This is a genomic window from Comamonas sp. HJ-2 (assembly GCF_053615495.1).
The window spans coordinates 148,526-165,778 of record NZ_JBSIFD010000001.1 but is presented as its reverse complement, the minus strand read 5'-3'; the positions used below and the strand labels follow the sequence as shown (position 1 = coordinate 165,778).

The window sequence follows — 17,253 nt, the reverse complement described above, 5'->3', positions numbered from 1 at the left end:
TACCCCGCGCATGCCCCGGAGTTGGGTCTTCCCTGGCATTCCCGATAGAGCCGTCTATCGCGTTCGGCAGTTGTCTCTTCCGAACTGCTCCGGGTGTTCTGGATCTTGACCTTGCCGCTTTGCTTCTTGACTGCTTTGTGCTTGCGCTGGCCTGCGTTGGCTGCGAGTGCTGGCTGATCTGCGAGGGCGAATACCATGAGGGCCGCAGTGCAGAGGCTGGCAAACGAATTACGTCTAGAAAAGCTGGTCATTGCAGATCCCCGGCTGGAGGTGATGGGCGCATTGTTCGAGTCTTGCTTAGGAGCGGGCAAGCGGGTTTGCCTGCCTTGGTCTGGCGCCTAGTCGTGCTATTGCATAGGGAATAAATCGCCTCTTGATATAATCGTCGGGTTTTGCATGGTGCAAGACGCACGCTGAGGCCTTTCCAGTCTTGGCGCAAGTAACCAAGGTGCTCCTCGTCGAGTGCCAAATCCTAAGGAAAACAAAATGATCGCTGCCGATAAGAAGGCTGAAGTTGTCAAGGCCAATGCTCGTTCCGAAAACGACACTGGTAGCCCCGAAGTGCAAGTGGCTCTGCTGACAGCTCGCATCAACGAACTGACTCCCCACTTCAAGGCTAACGCCAAGGACCACCACGGTCGTCGCGGTCTGCTGCGCATGGTGAGCCGTCGCCGCAAGCTGCTGGACTACCTGAAGTCCAAGGACGCTGACCGCTACACAGCACTGATCGCCAAGCTGGGCCTGCGCAAGTAAGCACGGTGAAAGATCGAAACGCCTGAGTTAGATTGCCTAGCTCAGGCGTTTTTTACTTCGGAGTTCGCAAAACAGAGCGAAGCTGTGTCATTCCAGTGCTGCACTATTTGTAGCGCGTAGCGCAGCACTGGAATGGCATCGTGTTCTGTTTGCACTCCAAATCAAGACTGGATAAGCGCATCCAGCTATTCATAAAGGAGTCAATATGACCATGTTCAACAAAGTTACCAAGACCTTCCAGTGGGGCCAGCATACGGTCACCATGGAAACCGGCGAAATCGCCCGTCAGGCCTCCGGCGCCGTGCTGGTCAACATCGACGACACCGTGGTGCTGGCCACTGTCGTGGGTTCCAAGATCGCCAAGGCCGGCCAGGACTTCTTCCCCCTGACTGTCGATTACATCGAGAAGACTTATGCAGCCGGCAAGATCCCCGGCAGCTTCTTCAAGCGCGAAGCCAAGCCTTCCGAGCTGGAGACGCTGACCTCGCGTCTGATCGATCGTCCCATTCGCCCCCTGTTCCCCGAAGGCTTTTACAACGACGTGCATGTGGTCATCCACACCATTTCGCTGAACCCCGAAGTCGACGCCGACATCGCTGCCATGATTGCTGTCTCCGCTGCTCTGGCAGTGTCGGGTCTGCCTTTCAACGGTCCTATTGGTGCAGCCCGCGTTGGTTACATCAATGGCGAATACGTGCTGAACCCTGGTCAGACCCTGCGCAAGGATTCGCAGATGGATCTGGTTGTTGCTGGCACCGAATCTGCCGTGCTGATGGTGGAATCCGAAGCCCTGCAACTGCCTGAGGAAGTGATGCTGGGCGCCGTGGTGTTCGGTCACGAGCAAGGCAAGATCGCCATCGACGCCATCCATGATCTGGTACGTGAAGGCGGCAAGCCCGCATGGGACTGGACTGCCCCCGCCAAGGACGAGGCGCTGATCGCCAAGGTGGCCGAGCTGGGCGAAGCCAAGCTGCGCGCCGCTTACCAGGAGCGCAACAAGCAGGTGCGTACCCTGGCTTGCCGCACTGCATACGCCGATGTCAAGGCCGCCTTGACCGAGCAGGGCGTGGCGTTCGACGGCGTCAAGGTCGAAGGCATGCTGTTCGACATCGAAGCCGGCATCGTGCGTTCGCAGATCCTGGCGGGCGAGCCCCGTATCGACGGCCGCGACACCCGTACCGTGCGCCCCATCGAGATCCGTTCCTCCGTGCTGCCCCGCACCCACGGCTCCGCGCTGTTCACGCGTGGTGAGACCCAGGCCTTGGTGATCTCCACGCTGGGTACCGAGCGCGATGCTCAGAAGATCGACGCGCTGGCTGGCGAGTTCGAAGACCGCTTCCTGTTCCACTACAACATGCCTCCCTTTGCCACCGGCGAAGTGGGCCGCATGGGCTCGACCAAGCGCCGTGAAATCGGCCACGGCCGTCTGGCCAAGCGCGCTCTGGCCGCTTGCCTGCCGACCAAGGAAGAGTTTCCCTACACCATCCGCGTGGTGTCGGAAATCACCGAGTCCAACGGTTCCTCGTCCATGGCTTCGGTCTGCGGCGGCTGCCTGTCCATGATGGACGCCGGCGTGCCCATGAAGGCGCATGTGGCCGGTATCGCCATGGGTCTGATCAAGGAAGACAACAAGTTTGCCGTGCTGACCGACATCCTGGGTGACGAAGATCACCTGGGTGACATGGACTTCAAGGTGGCCGGTACCACCAACGGCATCACAGCCCTGCAGATGGACATCAAGATCCAGGGCATCACCAAGGAAATCATGCAGGTCGCCCTGGCTCAGGCCAAGGAAGCGCGCATGCACATCCTGGGCAAGATGCAGGAAGCCATGGGTGAAGCCAAGACCGAAGTCTCCAGCTTCGCGCCCAAGCTCTACACCATGAAGATCAACCCCGAGAAGATCCGTGACGTGATCGGCAAGGGCGGCGCCACCATCCGTGCGCTGACCGAAGAGACCGGCACCCAGATCAACATCGAGGAAGACGGCACCATCACCATTGCCGCCACCGACGGCGCCAAGGCCGAAGCCGCCAAGCTGCGCATCGAGCAGATCACGGCCGAAGTCGAGATCGGCAAGGTCTACGAAGGCCCCATCGTCAAGATTCTGGAATTCGGTGCCCTGGTCAACCTGCTGCCCGGCAAGGACGGTCTGCTGCATATCAGCCAGATCGCTCACGAGCGCGTGGAAAAGGTCACCGACTACCTGCAAGAAGGTCAAGTGGTCAAGGTTAAGGTTCTGGAAACCGACGACAAGGGTCGTGTCAAGCTGTCCATGAAGGCGCTGACCGAGCGTCCTGCCGGCATGCCCGAGCGCGAGCCGCGTGAACCCCGTGGCGATCGCGAGTACCGCGAACGTGCTCCTCGCCAGAATCGCGAACCCCGCGAGAATCGCGAGCCACGTGAAAACCGCGCAGCCGCTGACGAGCAGCAGCAACAGCAGCAGTAATGGCTGAGCAGGAGTCCGCCGCGAGGCGGTCTCCTGTTTTGTCGTTTGCTGGTTGATCCTGATTTTGTAGCTGCTAGCGCTTTCTGCATAAGCGTTTGAGCCTGATTTCTTTGATAAAGCAAAGCCTGACTATGGAAGCCAACACAATGCGAGCGGTGGAGATCACCAGCTATGGTGCGCCAGACGTGCTGCGCATGGGTGTACGTCCCATGCCGGTGGCGGCTGAGGGGGAGGTGCTGATTCGCGTTGCCGCGAGCGGCATCAATCGCCCCGATGTGCTACAGCGCAAAGGTCATTACGCGCCACCTCCCGGTGCCTCCGATCTTCCGGGGCTTGAGGTGGCGGGTGTGATCGTGGCGGGCGACGAGGCAGCCATGCGCAAGGCGGGCTTCAAGCTTGGCGACCGTGTCTGTGCGCTGGTGGCCGGTGGTGGCTATGCAAGTTTCTGCGCTGCGCCCGTGGACCAGTGTCTGCCGGTGCCAGAGGGCTTCAGCGACGTGCAGGCGGCGGCCTTGCCCGAGACCTTTTTCACGGTCTGGAGCAATGTGTTTGACCGGGGGGCTCTGCAACCCGGCGAAACCTTGCTGGTGCAGGGCGGCAGCAGCGGCATTGGCGTGACGGCGATTCAGCTGGCCAAGGCCTGGGGCGCGACGGTCATTGTTACGGCTGGCAGTGATGCCAAGTGCGATGACTGTCTCAAGCTCGGAGCCGATCACGCCATCAACTACAAGACACAGGATTTTGCGGCAGAGGTGCAGCGCATCACGTCGGGCGAAGGCGTCAACGTCATCCTCGACATGGTCGCCGGCAGCTATGTGGCGCGCGAAGTCCAATGCCTGGCTCCCGATGGTCGCCTGGTCATCATTGCGGTGCAGGGTGGCGTCAGGGCCGAGTTCGATGCCGGCCTGGTGCTGCGCAAGCGACTGACCGTGACCGGCTCCACGTTGCGCCCGCGCTCCGTGGCCTTCAAGGCGGCGATCGCCGAGGCGCTCAAGCGCAATGTCTGGCCCCTGCTGGAGTCCGGCAAGGTGCGCCCAGCCATCTATCGTGAATTCGATGCTGCTGATGCGGCGCAGGCTCATGCGCTGATGGAATCCAGCCAGCACACCGGAAAAATCGTTTTGACTTGGGAAACATGAAGCAAAAACTCATTGTTGGCAACTGGAAGATGAACGGCAGCCTGGCTGCCAATGCTGCTTTGCTGCAGGCCATCAAGCAGGGCTTGCCTGCTGGCAACAAGGCGGGCGTGGCCGTGGCTGCTCCTGCGCCCTATCTGGCTCAAGTCCAGGCGGAACTTGCGGGTACTTCCATTGGTGTGGGCGCACAGGATGTGTCCCAGCACGAGCAGGGCGCATTCACGGGCGAAACTTCTGCTGTCATGCTCAAGGAGTTCGGCGTGCGCTATGCGCTGGTCGGTCACTCCGAGCGTCGTCAGTATCATGGCGAGACCGATGCCGTGGTTGCCGCCAAGGCCCAGGCCGCGCTGGCCAAGGGCATCACGCCCATCGTCTGCGTGGGCGAGACCCTGGCGGAGCGTGAAGCGGGTCAGACCGAGGTCGTGGTCAAGCGTCAGCTGGCAGCCGTGATTCATCAGGTCGGCCACTGCGTGAGCGAGCTGGTTGTGGCCTATGAGCCTGTCTGGGCCATAGGCACCGGCAAGACTGCCACTCCCGAGCAGGCCCAACAGGTGCATGCCGTGCTGCGGGCGCAGCTGGCGGCGGCCAGCGACAAGGCTGACCGCGTGCCCCTGCTTTATGGCGGCAGCATGAATGCGGGCAATGCGGCGCAGCTGCTGGCTCAGGCCGATATTGACGGTGGCCTGATCGGTGGTGCGGCTCTCAAGGCCCCGGATTTCCTCACCATTATTGCGGCAGCGCAATAATTCGTCTGCGCCGCACTCCGGTGTGGTGCGCAATGATTCAGACTTTTAGGTTTTGATATGAACGTCTTTTCCAGCGTCATTCTCGCGGTCCAGATGCTGGCCGCTCTGGGCATGATCGGCCTCATCCTCATGCAGCACGGCAAGGGTGCCGATATGGGGGCTTCCTTTGGCAGTGGTTCGTCGGGCAGCCTGTTTGGCGCCTCGGGCAGTGCCAACTTCCTGTCGCGCTCCACGGCGGCTCTGGCCACCGTGTTCTTCGTGGCTACATTGGCACTGGCTTATCTGGGCAACGCTCGCCCAGTGAGCTCGGGCAGTGTGCTGGAAGGCGCTGCTCCTGTTTCGGCTCCTGCGCCTGCTGCCAATGTGCCGCCCGCAACTGCCGGCGATGCAGCCGTGCCTCCTGCTGCTCCAGCGGCTGGTGCCGAAGGTGCAGCCCAGATCCCAACGAAATAATTTGGAGAAAATCCTGAAGAACCCCAAAGAGTGGGGTTTTTCAGGCTAGAATCTAGGGATTGTCTGGGGATCAGAATCTTTGCAACGAAGGTTCCAGAGATTGCCGGACTTTGAGACGAAGCCGTCGTGGTGGAATTGGTAGACACGCTATCTTGAGGGGGTAGTGGCGAAAGCTGTGCGAGTTCGAGTCTCGCCGACGGCACCAACACATAACTAAAAACCTGCCCTGCTGATCAGGCAGTGATCGGTGAGGCATGTTTTCATAACAAGGCCCACTCGATGAACATCGATCAGTACCTTCCCGTTCTTCTGTTCATTCTTATTGGCATGGCTGTGGGTGTTGTACCCCTGGTGCTCGGCTACGTGCTGGGTCCCAACCGCCCTGATGCTGCCAAGAACTCCCCCTACGAATGCGGTTTCGAGGCGTTTGAAGACGCTCGAATGAAGTTTGATGTGCGCTACTACCTGGTCGCCATCCTGTTCATTCTGTTCGACTTGGAAATCGCATTTCTGCTGCCCTGGGCTGTCGCACTCAAAGATGTCGGCGGCGTGGGTTTTGTTGCTGTCCTGATTTTCCTGGCCATTCTGGTCGTGGGCTTTGCCTACGAGTGGAAAAAAGGCGCCCTGGATTGGGAATAAGCAGCTTTTCTGAGGAAACACGATGATCGAAGGCGTGATGAAGGAAGGCTTCGTCACCACCAGTTATGACACGGTGGTGAACTGGGCCAAGACAGGGTCGATCTGGCCCATGACATTTGGCCTGGCCTGCTGTGCGGTGGAGATGATGCACGCAGCAGCTGCCCGCTATGACATCGGTCGCTTCGGCTCCGAAGTGTTCCGTGCCAGCCCCCGCCACTCTGACCTGATGATTGTTGCCGGTACGCTGTGCAACAAGATGGCTCCCGCGATGCGCAAGGTCTATGACCAGATGTCCGAGCCGCGTTGGGTAATTTCCATGGGCTCCTGCGCCAATGGTGGCGGTTACTACCACTACAGCTACTCGGTGGTGCGTGGTTGCGATCGCATTGTTCCCGTCGACGTCTATGTGCCTGGTTGCCCCCCGACAGCGGAAGCGCTGATCTACGGCATCATCCAGCTGCAGCAGAAGATTCGTCGTACCCACACCATCGCTCGCGTTTAAAGGGCTGAGATGACTGCAATTGCAATTCACCCCGAGAAGCTTCGGGATGTGGTTACTGCTGCCTTGGGTGACAGGGTGCGCTCCGTCACTCTGGCCTATGGTGAAGTGACGGTGGAAGTATCCGCTGACAAGTATCTGGACGTGATGCAGATTCTGCGCAATGCCCCGGACTGCCAGTTCGAGATGCTGCTGGACCTGTGCGGCGTGGACTATTCCACTTATGCGGAAGTCGGCAAGGACGGTCCGCGTTTTGCCGTTGTATCCCACCTGATGTCTCTGACGTTGAACCAGCGCCTGCGTGTGCGTGTGTACTGCGCCGATGACGACTTCCCCGTGGTGGCCTCGATCAACCCCATCTGGAACTCGGCCAACTGGTTCGAGCGCGAAGCCTTCGATCTGTTCGGCATCGTGTTCGAAGGTCACGAAGACCTGCGTCGTATCCTGACCGACTATGGCTTCATCGGCCATCCATTCCGCAAGGATTTCCCCCTGTCCGGTCACGTGGAAATGCGCTACGACGCCGAACAGCAACGTGTGGTGTACCAGCCCGTCACGATCGAGCCTCGCGAAATCACGCCGCGCATCATTCGTGAAGAAAACTACGGCGGAGGCCTGCACTAAAGGCGCTCGTCGCCTTTTGACGGAAGACCATGGCTGAAATCAAGAACTATTCCCTGAACTTTGGTCCGCAGCACCCGGCAGCGCACGGTGTGCTGCGTTTGGTGTTGGAGCTCGATGGCGAAGTGGTGCAGCGCGCCGACCCGCACATCGGTCTGCTGCACCGCGCGACCGAAAAGCTGGCCGAAAGCAAGACCTATATCCAGTCGCTGCCCTATATGGACCGCCTGGATTACTGCTCGATGATGAGCAACGAGCACGCTTACTGCCTGGCCATTGAAAAACTGATGGGCATCGAAGTGCCCATCCGTGCTCAGTACATCCGTGTGATGTTCTCGGAAATCACCCGCATCATGAATCACCTGATGTGGCTGGGTTCCTCGGGCAACGATGCCGGCAGCTCGACCATTCTGATCTACAGCTTCCGCGAACGCGAAGCGCTGATGGACATGTACGAAGCAGTGTCGGGTGCGCGCATGCACGCGGCTTACTTCCGTCCCGGTGGCGTGTATCGCGACCTGCCGGACAGCATGCCCCAGTACAAGGCCAGCAAGGTGCGCAATGTGCGCTCCATGGAGGCCATGAACGAAGACCGCAAGGGCTCGCTGCTGGACTTTATCGATGCTTTCACGCAGCGCTTCCCCAAGTGCGCGGACGAGTACGAAACCCTGCTGACCGACAACCGCATCTGGAAGCAGCGTAACGTCGGTATCGGTGTGGTGTCTGCGGAACGCGCCATCAATCTGGGCCTGACCGGTCCCATGCTGCGCGCCTCGGGCCTGCCCTGGGACATGCGCAAGACCCAGCCCTACGAGGTCTACGACAAGCTGGACTTCGATATTCCGGTGGGTGCCACGGGCGACTGCTATGACCGCTATCTGGTTCGCATGGCCGAGATGCGCGAGTCCAACAAGATCATCAAGCAATGCGTGGACTGGCTGCGTGTCAATCCCGGCCCGGTGATCACGGACAATCACAAGGTTGCGCCCGCAAGCCGTGAAGCCATGAAGTCCAACATGGAAGAGCTGATTCACCACTTCAAGCTCTTTACCGAAGGCTTCAAGGTTCCCGAAGGCGAGGCTTACGCTTCCGTCGAGCATCCCAAGGGTGAGTTCGGCATTTATTTGATCAGCGATGGTGCCAACAAGCCCTATCGACTGAAGATTCGTCCACCAGGATTTGCGCACATGGCTGCTCTCGATGAACTGAGCCGTGGCCATATGCTGGCTGACGCCGTGATGGTGCTCAGTACCCTGGACATCGTGTTTGGAGACGTTGACCGATGATTACCGAAGCGACCAGAGAACGCTTTGCGCGTGAGGTGGCAAAGTATCCGGCTGACCAGAAACAGTCTGCCGTCATGGCTTGCCTGTCTATCGTGCAGCAGGAGCAGGGCTGGGTCAGCCAGGAAAGCGAGGCAGTGATTGCCGAAGTCCTGGGCATGGCCGAGATTGCGGTGCACGAAGTCACCACTTTCTACAATATGTACAACCAGCAACCCGTTGGCAAGTACAAGCTCAATGTCTGCACCAATCTGCCATGCCAGCTGCGCGACGGCTATAAGGCCTTGCACCACCTGGAGCACAAGCTGGGCATCAAGATGGGCGAGACCACCAAGGATGGCCTGTTCACGCTGCAGCAGTCCGAGTGCCTGGGCGCCTGCGCCGATTCGCCCGTGATGCTGGTCAACGACCGTTGCATGTGCAGCTTCATGAGCAATGAAAAGCTTGACGAGCTGGTCGACGGCCTGCGCGCAGCGGAGGGCAAGGCATGAGCACGATTCTGAACAATCCTGCCGCCAATGCCGTGCTGGCCAAGTTCGCATCGACCGGCAATGAAACCTGCTTCCACGACCGTCACATCAATCCCCAGATCTATGCGGATCTGAACGGCAGCAACTGGTCCATCAAGGACTATGAAGCACGCGGCGGCTATCAGGCCCTGCGCAAGCTGTTGGGCAAGGATGGCGGCGAAGGCCTGACACAAGATCAAGTCATCGCGACGCTCAAGGAATCCGGTCTGCGCGGCCGTGGCGGTGCGGGCTTCCCCACGGGTCTGAAGTGGAGCTTCATGCCCCGCCAGTTCCCCGGTCAGAAGCACCTGGTCTGCAACTCGGATGAGGGCGAACCCGGTACCTGCAAGGACCGCGACATTCTGATGTTCAACCCGCACATCGTGATCGAAGGCATGATCATTGCCGCTTTCGCGATGGGCATCAGCATCGGCTACAACTACATCCACGGCGAGATCTTCGAAGTCTATGAGCGCTTCGAGGCAGCCCTGGAAGAAGCCCGCGCTGCCGGCTACCTGGGTGACAACATCCTGGGCAGCAGCTTCAGCTTCCAGCTGCATGCCCATCATGGCTTTGGCGCCTACATCTGCGGCGAAGAAACCGCGCTGCTGGAATCGCTGGAAGGCAAGAAGGGTCAGCCCCGCTTCAAGCCGCCATTCCCCGCCAGCTTCGGTCTCTACGGCAAGCCCACGACCATCAACAACACCGAGACTTTTGCGGCCGTTCCCTGGATCATCCGCAACGGTGGCCAGGCCTATCTGGAATGCGGCAAGCCCAACAACGGCGGCACCAAGATCTTCTCGGTCAGCGGCGACGTGAACCTGCCCGGCAACTACGAAGTTCCCATGGGCACGCCTTTCAGCAAGCTGCTGGAGCTGGCAGGCGGTGTGCGCACCGGACGCAAGCTCAAGGCCGTGATCCCCGGCGGCTCTTCGTCGCCCGTGCTGCCTGCCGACATCATCATGGACTGCACGATGGACTATGACTCCATCTCCAAGGCCGGCTCCATGCTGGGTTCGGGCGCCGTGATCGTGATGGATGATTCGCGCGACATGGTCGAGTGCCTGCTGCGTCTGTCGTACTTCTATTCGCACGAGTCCTGCGGCCAGTGCACGCCCTGCCGTGAAGGCACGGGCTGGCTGTGGCGCGTGGTGAACCGTATTCAGCACGGCGAAGGCCGTCCGGAAGATATCGAGCTGTTGGACTCGGTATCCGTGAACATCATGGGCCGCACGATCTGTGCGCTTGGCGACGCGGCAGCCATGCCGGTTCGCGCCATGATCAAGCACTTCCGCCACGAGTTCGAAGCGAAGATCCAGAACGCTTCCAAACAGGCTGCATGAGCGCCTGATCGCGAGACAAGCATATGGTTGAAATTGAACTGGACGGAAAAAAGGTCGAGGTGACGGAAGGCAGCATGGTCATGCATGCAGCCGAGAAGGCCGGCACCTACATTCCTCACTTCTGCTACCACAAGAAGCTATCCATTGCGGCCAACTGCCGCATGTGCCTTGTGGATGTGGAAAAGGCTCCCAAGCCCATGCCCGCCTGCGCCACGCCAGTGACGCAAGGCATGATCGTGCGCACCAAGAGCGAGAAGGCCATCAAGGCACAACAGTCGGTGATGGAGTTCCTGCTCATCAATCACCCGCTGGACTGCCCCATCTGCGACCAGGGCGGCGAATGCCAGCTCCAGGATCTGGCAGTGGGTTATGGCAGCAGCTCTTCGCGTTACGAAGAAGAAAAGCGCGTGGTGTTCCACAAGAACGTGGGGCCGCTGATTTCCATGGAGGAAATGAGCCGCTGTATTCACTGCACACGTTGCGTGCGCTTTGGCCAGGAAGTGGCCGGCGTCATGGAACTGGGCATGATTCACCGCGGCGAGCACTCCGAGATCACCACCGTGGTGGGCGATAGCGTGGACTCCGAGCTGTCGGGCAATATGATCGACATCTGCCCCGTGGGCGCGTTGACCAGCAAGCCCTTCCGCTACAGCGCCCGTACCTGGGAACTGTCGCGCCGCAAGTCGGTGGCTCCGCACGACTCCACAGGCTCCAACCTGATCGTTCAGGTCAAGAACCACAAGGTCATGCGCGTTGTGCCCTTCGAGAACGAAGAAGTCAACGAATGCTGGATTGCCGACCGCGACCGCTTCTCCTATGAAGCGCTGAACAGCGACGAACGCCTCACCAAGCCCATGCTCAAGCAGGGTGGCGAGTGGAAGGAAGTCGACTGGCAGACCGCCCTCGAATATGTGGCCAACGGCCTGCAGCAGATCAAGAGCAACCATGGCGCCAGCGCCATCGGCGCTCTGGTCAGCCCTCACAGCACAGTGGAAGAGCTGTTCCTGGCCGGCAAGCTGGTGCGCGGCATCGGTAGCGAGAACATCGACTACCGTCTGCGCAATGCCGAGTTCGCTGCCACGCAAGGCGTGCAGTGGCTGGGTCTGCCCATCGCTGCATTGAGCAATCTGCAGTCGGCTCTGATCGTGGGCTCCAACCTGCGCAAGGACCATCCGCTGTTCGCACAGCGCATTCGCCAGGCTGCCAAGAAGGGCTGCAAGGTCTTCGCCATCAACGATCGCATCCATGACTGGGCCTTGCCCGTCAACGCATCGGTGGTCGCTGCCGGCGACTGGGCTCAGGCTCTGGCCGATGTGGCCGCTGCCGTGGCCGAAGCCAAGGGTGTCTCGGCACCCGTGGCCGGCCAGGCCCATGACGAAGCCAAGGCGATTGCCGCTGCATTGCTGGCCGGCGAGCAAAAGGCCGTGCTGCTGGGCAATGCCGCAGCGCACCATGCTCAGGCTTCTGCACTGCTGGCTCTGGCCAGCTGGGTTGCCGAACAGACCGGCGCTGCCGTGGGCTATCTGACCGAAGCCGCCAACACCGTGGGCGCGCAATGGGTCAAGGCCATGCCTGCTGGCAACGGTCTGAATGCGGCTCAGATGATTGACGGTGGCCTGAAGGCTGCCATCTTGCTGAACAACGAGCCCGAGTTCGACAGCGCTGCTGGCAAGGCCGCCATCGCCGGTCTGAACAAGGCCGAGATGGTGGTGACTCTGAGCCCCTTCAAGGCCAATCTGGAATTCAGCGATGTGCTGCTGCCCATTGCTCCGTTCACGGAAACCTCGGGCAGCTTTGTCAACGCCGAAGGCCGTCTGCAGAGCTTCCACGCCGTGGTCAAGCCTCTGGCCGACACGCGTCCCGCATGGAAGGTGCTGCGCGTGCTGGCCAACCTGATGGGTGTGCCGGGCGTTGACTATGAGACATCACAGGACGTGCTGGCTGAGGCCACCGGCGGCGCTGCACAAGTGCCTGCCAATGTGCTGAGCAACGCGGCCCAGGCCGTGAGCGCAGTGCCTGCCGGCACAGTGACTGCGCCTGCAGTCGCCAGCATTTACCAGCTCGACAGCATCGTGCGCCGCGCTACGTCGCTGCAATTGACGGCTGACGCTCGTCAGGTTCGTGAGGGAGGCGCCGCATGATCGACGCATTGAAAGCCTGGGGCGCGGGCCTGTCCGCCGCTCCTTTCTGGACCGATGTGGCTTGGCCCGTCATCTGGATTCTGCTCGGCATCGTGGCCATCGTGGCTCCCCTGATGGGTGCCGTGGCCTACCTCACATTGTGGGAACGCAAGCTGCTGGGTTTCATGCAAATCCGTCTGGGCCCCAACCGCGTGGGTCCCTCGGGTCTGCTGCAGCCTCTGGCTGACGGCCTGAAGCTGCTGACTAAGGAACTGATTCAGCCCACGGCAGCTGCCAAGGGCCTGTTCTATGTGGGCCCCGTCATGGCCATCATGCCGGCCCTGGCGGCCTGGGTGGTGATTCCCTTTGCCCCCGATGTGGCCCTGGCCAACGTGAACGCAGGTCTGCTGCTGCTCATGGCCATCACTTCCATCGAAGTCTATGGCGTGATCATTGCGGGCTGGGCTTCCAACTCCAAGTACGCCTTCCTGGGCGCGCTGCGTGCCTCGGCCCAGATGGTGAGCTACGAAATCGCGCTGGGCTTCTGTTTCCTGGTGGTCATCATGGTCACGGGCAGCATGAATCTGTCGGCCATCGTGATGAGCCAGGGTCAAGGTCAGTTCGCATCCATGGGCATGAGCATCCTGTCCTGGAACTGGCTGCCCCTGCTGCCTATCTTCATCGTCTACCTGATCTCGGTCGTTGCCGAAACCAACCGTCACCCGTTTGACGTGGTCGAAGGCGAAGCCGAAATCGTGGCTGGTCACATGGTCGAGTACTCGGGCATGGGCTTTGCGGTTTTCTTCCTGGCCGAATACGCGAGCATGTGGCTGGTCTCCATCCTGGCCGTGATCATGTTCCTGGGCGGCTGGCTGCCTCCGTTCGACTTCCTGGGCTTCATCCCCGGTTGGATCTGGCTGGCGATCAAGACCTTCCTGGTGGTGTCGTGCTTCATCTGGATTCGCGCTACCTTCCCGCGCTTCCGTTATGACCAGATCATGCGTCTGGGTTGGAAGATCTTCATTCCCGTCACCCTGGTGTGGCTGGTGGTTGTGGGTGCTTGGCTGTACTCGCCCTGGAACATCTGGAAATAAGCGGAGTACGTATGTCTGCAGTAGCTGCAACACCTTTCTCCTTCAAGGATTTCCTCAAGAGCTTCATGCTCTGGGAACTGGCCAAGGGCATGGCCCTGACTGGCCGCTACACCTTCCGTCGCAAGATCACGGTGCAGTTCCCTGAGGAAAAAACACCTCAGTCGCCACGCTTCCGTGGTCTGCACGCCCTGCGCCGTTACGAAAACGGCGAAGAGCGCTGCATTGCCTGCAAGCTTTGCGAAGCCGTGTGCCCTGCCATGGCCATCACCATCGAGTCCGATGTGCGTGACGACGGCTCGCGCCGTACCACGCGCTACGACATCGATTTGACCAAGTGCATCTTCTGTGGCTTCTGCGAAGAAAGCTGCCCCGTGGACTCCATCGTGGAGACGCACATCTTCGAATACCACGGCGAAAAGCGCGGTGATCTCTACTTCACCAAGGACATGCTCCTGGCAGTGGGTGACCGTTATGAAGCCGAGATCGCTGCCAACAAGGCGGCAGATGCCAAGTACCGCTGAAGCGGCTCCTTGATCACTTGAAAAGATTCGATCCATGGACGCCAAAACTGGTTTTTTCTATCTGTTCTCGGTCGTGCTGCTGTTTGCAGCCTTCCGGGTTGTCACGGCTCGCAACCCTGTGCACGCCGTGCTCAATCTGATTCTGGCCTTCTCGCAAGCTGCCGCCATCTGGCTGCTGCTCAAGGCTGAATTCCTCGGCATCGCTCTGGTGCTGGTCTATCTGGGCGCTGTGATGGTGCTGTTCCTGTTCGTGGTGATGATGCTCGATATCCGTATCGACTCCATGCGCCGCGGCTTCTGGAAGCATTTCCCGTTCGCCGCCCTGATCGGTGTGCTGATCGCCTTTGAAATGGGCATGGTGCTGATGGGCGGTTTCGGTGATGTCGAAGACGCCAAGGCTGTTGGTGCGACCATGGTCAATGCCGCCGGCCAGACCGTTCCTTACTCGAACACACAGGCTCTGGGCAAGCTGCTGTACACGGAATACCTGTATCCCGTGGAAATTGCGGCCGTGATCCTGCTGGTGGCCATGATTGCCGCAATTGCCCTGACGCTGCGCAAGCGCAAGGACAGCAAGGCCATGAACCCTGCAGATCAAATTCGTGTACGCGCCTCTGACCGCATCAAGCTGGTCAAGGTCGACAGCACCAAGCCTGCACAAAAACCTGACGCTGAAGCCGCGGCTGCAGCGCCTGCTGTGGAGACAAAAGCATGACGCTGACTTTGGGCCACTTCCTGACGCTGGGTGCCATGCTGTTTGCACTCTCCGTGGTTGGCATCTTTCTGAACCGCAAGAACCTGATCGTCTTGCTCATGGCCATCGAGCTGATGCTGCTGGCCGTGAACATGAACTTTGTCGCGTTTTCCAGCTATCTGGGCGACATGCACGGCCAGGTGTTCGTGTTTTTCATCCTGACAGTGGCTGCTGCTGAATCGGCCATCGGTCTGGCGATCTTGGTGCTGCTGTTCCGTAACAAGACAAGCATCGATGCGGAAGATCTCAACGCCCTCAAGGGTTGAGTCCGCCGTAACTTGCAAGGTTCTCAAGAAATGAGTCAAACCCTTTCTGCATCCATGCTGCTTGCGGTGCCGTTGGCACCGCTGGTCGGCTCCGCACTCGCGGGTATCTGGGGCACGGCCTTTGGCGGCAACAAGATTGGTCGCACCGGCAGCAGTTCCCTGACGATTCTGAGCGTGCTCCTGGCCTTCGTTCTGTCGGCCCTCACGTTCAAGGCTGTCGTGTTCGACGGCGCAAAGTTCAACGAAACCATCTACACCTGGATGGTTGTCGGTGGCCTGAAGATGGAAGTCGGTTTCCTGATCGACTCCATCACGGCCATGATGATGTGCGTGGTGACCTTTGTGTCGCTGATGGTTCACATCTACACCATGGGCTACATGGAAGAGGATGACGGCTACAACCGTTTCTTCTCCTATATCTCGTTGTTCACCTTCTCCATGTTGATGCTCGTGATGAGCAACAACCTGCTGCAGCTGTTCTTCGGCTGGGAAGCCGTGGGTCTGGTGTCCTATCTGCTGATCGGCTTCTACTACAAGAAGCCTACGGCCATCTTCGCGAACCTGAAGGCCTTCCTGGTCAACCGCGTGGGTGACTTCGGCTTCATTCTGGGTATCGGCCTGATTGCGGCCTACACCGGCACGCTGAACTACTCTGAAATCTTTGCCAAGCTGCCAGAGATCCAGAACACCCAGCTGCCCGGTACGGGCTGGCTGCTGGTGACCGTGACTGCCATCTGCCTGTTCATCGGCGCGATGGGCAAGTCGGCCCAGTTTCCGCTGCACGCCTGGCTGCCGGACTCCATGGAAGGCCCCACGCCTATCTCCGCGCTGATTCACGCGGCGACCATGGTGACGGCTGGCATCTTCATGGTGTCGCGCATGTCTCCTCTGTATGAGCTGTCGGATGTTGCGCTGAACTTCATCCTGGTGATCGGCTCCATCACAGCGCTGTTCATGGGTATCCTGGGCATCATCCAGAACGACATCAAGCGCGTGATTGCGTACTCCACGCTGTCCCAGCTGGGCTATATGACCATCGCTCTGGGTGTGTCGGCCTACTCGGTGTCCGTGTTCCACCTGATGACCCACGCCTTCTTCAAGGCGCTGCTGTTCCTCGGTGCCGGCTCCGTCATCATGGGCATGCACCACAATCAGGACATCCGCTGGATGGGCGGCGTGCGCAAGTACATGCCCATCACCTGGATCACCTTCCTGCTGGGTAACCTCGCGCTGATCGGCACGCCGTTCTTCTCGGGCTTCTACTCCAAGGATGCCATCATCGAGGCGGTTCACGCTTCCAACCTGCCTGCTGCCGGCTTTGCCAATTTTGCAGTGCTGGCCGGTGTGTTCATCACGGCTTTCTACTCCTTCCGTCTGTACTTCATCGTCTTCCACGGCAAGGAGCGCTACGACCAGAACCCCGATGCCCACCATGATGACCACCACGGTCATGACGACCACGGCCATGGCCATGATGCCAAGCCCCACGAGTCGCCTCTGGTGGTGACCGGTCCTCTGGTGCTGCTGGCCATTCCTTCGGTGGTGATCGGTGCGATTGCGCTGATGCCCATGCTGTTTGGCGACTTCTTCAAGGGCGTGATCCACGTCGATGGCTCCAAGCATGGCGCCATGGCCGAACTGGCCGAGAAGATCCACGGCTGGGTGCCCATGGCACTGCACGGCTTCACGGCTGCACCGTTCTGGCTGGCTCTGGCCGGTGTGGTGGTGTCCTATGTGTTCTACATGGTCAAGCCCGAGATTCCTGCCGCCATCATGGCTTTCTCCAAGAAGATTGGTCTCTACCAGGTTCTGGAAGGCAAGTACGGCGTGGACTGGGTGTACGAGAACATCTTCGCCCGCGGCTCCCGTGCCTTCGGTACCTTCTTCTGGAAGGCCGGCGATCAGGCCATCATCGATGGCGCCATCGTGAACGGCTCCTGGAAGCTCATGGCCAAGTTCGGTCAGTGGGTGCGCGGCCTGCAAACAGGCTATCTCTATCACTACGCGTTGGTCATGCTGCTGGGTATCGTTGCCCTCATGACGTACTTCGTGTGGCTCAACAAGTAG

17 protein-coding genes and 1 tRNA gene are annotated in these 17,253 nt (G+C 59.7%); all 18 read left to right on the top strand.

Annotation, left to right across the window (positions count from 1 at the left end):
* Nucleotides 1-486 precede the first annotated feature (486 nt).
* The 18 genes from rpsO (at nucleotide 487) to nuoL (ending at nucleotide 17,253) form a co-directional block, all read left to right on the top strand.
* A complete protein-coding gene (gene rpsO / locus ACWGXF_RS00755; protein WP_003057844.1) occupies nucleotides 487-753 on the top strand; it encodes a 30S ribosomal protein S15 in 267 nt (88 codons plus the stop codon).
* A gap of 205 nt (nucleotides 754-958) precedes the next feature.
* Nucleotides 959-3,202 carry a polyribonucleotide nucleotidyltransferase gene (gene pnp, locus ACWGXF_RS00750; RefSeq protein WP_012837311.1) on the top strand — a complete coding sequence of 748 codons (2,244 nt, stop codon included), beginning with the start codon at nucleotides 959-961 and terminating at the stop codon, nucleotides 3,200-3,202.
* Between the two features lie 131 nt (nucleotides 3,203-3,333).
* Nucleotides 3,334-4,341, top strand: a complete 1,008-nt coding sequence (locus tag ACWGXF_RS00745; protein ID WP_452101638.1) for an NAD(P)H-quinone oxidoreductase — start codon at nucleotides 3,334-3,336, stop codon at nucleotides 4,339-4,341.
* Nucleotides 4,338-5,084, top strand: a complete 747-nt coding sequence (tpiA, locus tag ACWGXF_RS00740) for a triose-phosphate isomerase (RefSeq protein ID WP_452101637.1) — start codon at nucleotides 4,338-4,340, stop codon at nucleotides 5,082-5,084. The genes ACWGXF_RS00745 and tpiA overlap by 4 nt, the downstream gene beginning before the upstream one ends.
* A 57-nt stretch (nucleotides 5,085-5,141) precedes the next feature.
* On the top strand, nucleotides 5,142-5,537 hold the full coding sequence (gene secG, locus ACWGXF_RS00735; protein WP_034378756.1) for a preprotein translocase subunit SecG: 396 nt from the start codon (nucleotides 5,142-5,144) through the stop codon (nucleotides 5,535-5,537).
* A gap of 120 nt (nucleotides 5,538-5,657) precedes the next feature.
* Nucleotides 5,658-5,742, top strand: a tRNA-Leu gene (locus ACWGXF_RS00730).
* 74 nt (nucleotides 5,743-5,816) lie between these two features.
* On the top strand, nucleotides 5,817-6,176 hold the full coding sequence (locus ACWGXF_RS00725) for an NADH-quinone oxidoreductase subunit A (protein WP_003064381.1): 360 nt from the start codon (nucleotides 5,817-5,819) through the stop codon (nucleotides 6,174-6,176).
* A 22-nt stretch (nucleotides 6,177-6,198) separates the two neighbouring features.
* On the top strand, nucleotides 6,199-6,678 hold the full coding sequence (locus tag ACWGXF_RS00720) for a NuoB/complex I 20 kDa subunit family protein (protein ID WP_003057832.1): 480 nt from the start codon (nucleotides 6,199-6,201) through the stop codon (nucleotides 6,676-6,678).
* 9 nt (nucleotides 6,679-6,687) lie between these two features.
* Entirely contained in the window at nucleotides 6,688-7,299 is a 612-nt protein-coding gene (locus ACWGXF_RS00715; protein WP_012837316.1) for an NADH-quinone oxidoreductase subunit C, read from the top strand.
* 29 nt (nucleotides 7,300-7,328) lie between these two features.
* Complete coding sequence (locus ACWGXF_RS00710) at nucleotides 7,329-8,582, top strand: NADH-quinone oxidoreductase subunit D (protein WP_003076498.1); 1,254 nt, start codon at nucleotides 7,329-7,331, stop codon at nucleotides 8,580-8,582.
* Nucleotides 8,579-9,070 (top strand): NADH-quinone oxidoreductase subunit NuoE, encoded by a 492-nt coding sequence (gene nuoE / locus ACWGXF_RS00705; protein WP_003057829.1) that lies wholly within the window; start codon nucleotides 8,579-8,581, stop codon nucleotides 9,068-9,070. Before ACWGXF_RS00710 ends, nuoE begins: the two co-directional genes overlap by 4 nt.
* Nucleotides 9,067-10,431, top strand: a complete 1,365-nt coding sequence (nuoF, locus tag ACWGXF_RS00700; RefSeq protein WP_003064388.1) for an NADH-quinone oxidoreductase subunit NuoF — start codon at nucleotides 9,067-9,069, stop codon at nucleotides 10,429-10,431. The genes nuoE and nuoF overlap by 4 nt, the downstream gene beginning before the upstream one ends.
* Nucleotides 10,432-10,454: 23 nt before the next feature.
* Nucleotides 10,455-12,572 carry an NADH-quinone oxidoreductase subunit NuoG gene (gene nuoG / locus ACWGXF_RS00695; RefSeq protein WP_045838310.1) on the top strand — a complete coding sequence of 706 codons (2,118 nt, stop codon included), beginning with the start codon at nucleotides 10,455-10,457 and terminating at the stop codon, nucleotides 12,570-12,572.
* Nucleotides 12,569-13,645 carry an NADH-quinone oxidoreductase subunit NuoH gene (nuoH, locus tag ACWGXF_RS00690; RefSeq protein ID WP_003057825.1) on the top strand — a complete coding sequence of 359 codons (1,077 nt, stop codon included), beginning with the start codon at nucleotides 12,569-12,571 and terminating at the stop codon, nucleotides 13,643-13,645. The genes nuoG and nuoH overlap by 4 nt, the downstream gene beginning before the upstream one ends.
* Nucleotides 13,646-13,656: 11 nt before the next feature.
* A complete protein-coding gene (gene nuoI / locus ACWGXF_RS00685) occupies nucleotides 13,657-14,166 on the top strand; it encodes an NADH-quinone oxidoreductase subunit NuoI (protein ID WP_003057824.1) in 510 nt (169 codons plus the stop codon).
* 34 nt (nucleotides 14,167-14,200) lie between these two features.
* Nucleotides 14,201-14,881, top strand: coding sequence for an NADH-quinone oxidoreductase subunit J (locus ACWGXF_RS00680; protein WP_003076492.1), 681 nt, complete (start codon nucleotides 14,201-14,203; stop codon nucleotides 14,879-14,881).
* Nucleotides 14,878-15,186 carry an NADH-quinone oxidoreductase subunit NuoK gene (nuoK, locus tag ACWGXF_RS00675; protein WP_003057821.1) on the top strand — a complete coding sequence of 103 codons (309 nt, stop codon included), beginning with the start codon at nucleotides 14,878-14,880 and terminating at the stop codon, nucleotides 15,184-15,186. The genes ACWGXF_RS00680 and nuoK overlap by 4 nt, the downstream gene beginning before the upstream one ends.
* A 30-nt stretch (nucleotides 15,187-15,216) precedes the next feature.
* The gene (gene nuoL / locus ACWGXF_RS00670; protein ID WP_177340986.1) at nucleotides 15,217-17,253 is read left to right on the top strand and encodes an NADH-quinone oxidoreductase subunit L; all 2,037 of its coding nucleotides are present in this window, start codon (nucleotides 15,217-15,219) and stop codon (nucleotides 17,251-17,253) included.

What these genes read in the sequence shown, in the direction of transcription:
- rpsO (WP_003057844.1), top strand. Translation starts at nt 487, where the DNA reads ATGATCGCTGCCGATAAGAAGGCTGAAGTTGTCAAGGCCAATGCTCGT.
- pnp (WP_012837311.1), top strand. Translation starts at nt 959, where the DNA reads ATGACCATGTTCAACAAAGTTACCAAGACCTTCCAGTGGGGCCAGCAT.
- ACWGXF_RS00745 (WP_452101638.1), top strand. Translation starts at nt 3,334, where the DNA reads ATGGAAGCCAACACAATGCGAGCGGTGGAGATCACCAGCTATGGTGCG.
- tpiA (WP_452101637.1), top strand. Translation starts at nt 4,338, where the DNA reads ATGAAGCAAAAACTCATTGTTGGCAACTGGAAGATGAACGGCAGCCTG.
- secG (WP_034378756.1), top strand. Translation starts at nt 5,142, where the DNA reads ATGAACGTCTTTTCCAGCGTCATTCTCGCGGTCCAGATGCTGGCCGCT.
- ACWGXF_RS00725 (WP_003064381.1), top strand. Translation starts at nt 5,817, where the DNA reads ATGAACATCGATCAGTACCTTCCCGTTCTTCTGTTCATTCTTATTGGC.
- ACWGXF_RS00720 (WP_003057832.1), top strand. Translation starts at nt 6,199, where the DNA reads ATGATCGAAGGCGTGATGAAGGAAGGCTTCGTCACCACCAGTTATGAC.
- ACWGXF_RS00715 (WP_012837316.1), top strand. Translation starts at nt 6,688, where the DNA reads ATGACTGCAATTGCAATTCACCCCGAGAAGCTTCGGGATGTGGTTACT.
- ACWGXF_RS00710 (WP_003076498.1), top strand. Translation starts at nt 7,329, where the DNA reads ATGGCTGAAATCAAGAACTATTCCCTGAACTTTGGTCCGCAGCACCCG.
- nuoE (WP_003057829.1), top strand. Translation starts at nt 8,579, where the DNA reads ATGATTACCGAAGCGACCAGAGAACGCTTTGCGCGTGAGGTGGCAAAG.
- nuoF (WP_003064388.1), top strand. Translation starts at nt 9,067, where the DNA reads ATGAGCACGATTCTGAACAATCCTGCCGCCAATGCCGTGCTGGCCAAG.
- nuoG (WP_045838310.1), top strand. Translation starts at nt 10,455, where the DNA reads ATGGTTGAAATTGAACTGGACGGAAAAAAGGTCGAGGTGACGGAAGGC.
- nuoH (WP_003057825.1), top strand. Translation starts at nt 12,569, where the DNA reads ATGATCGACGCATTGAAAGCCTGGGGCGCGGGCCTGTCCGCCGCTCCT.
- nuoI (WP_003057824.1), top strand. Translation starts at nt 13,657, where the DNA reads ATGTCTGCAGTAGCTGCAACACCTTTCTCCTTCAAGGATTTCCTCAAG.
- ACWGXF_RS00680 (WP_003076492.1), top strand. Translation starts at nt 14,201, where the DNA reads ATGGACGCCAAAACTGGTTTTTTCTATCTGTTCTCGGTCGTGCTGCTG.
- nuoK (WP_003057821.1), top strand. Translation starts at nt 14,878, where the DNA reads ATGACGCTGACTTTGGGCCACTTCCTGACGCTGGGTGCCATGCTGTTT.
- nuoL (WP_177340986.1), top strand. Translation starts at nt 15,217, where the DNA reads ATGAGTCAAACCCTTTCTGCATCCATGCTGCTTGCGGTGCCGTTGGCA.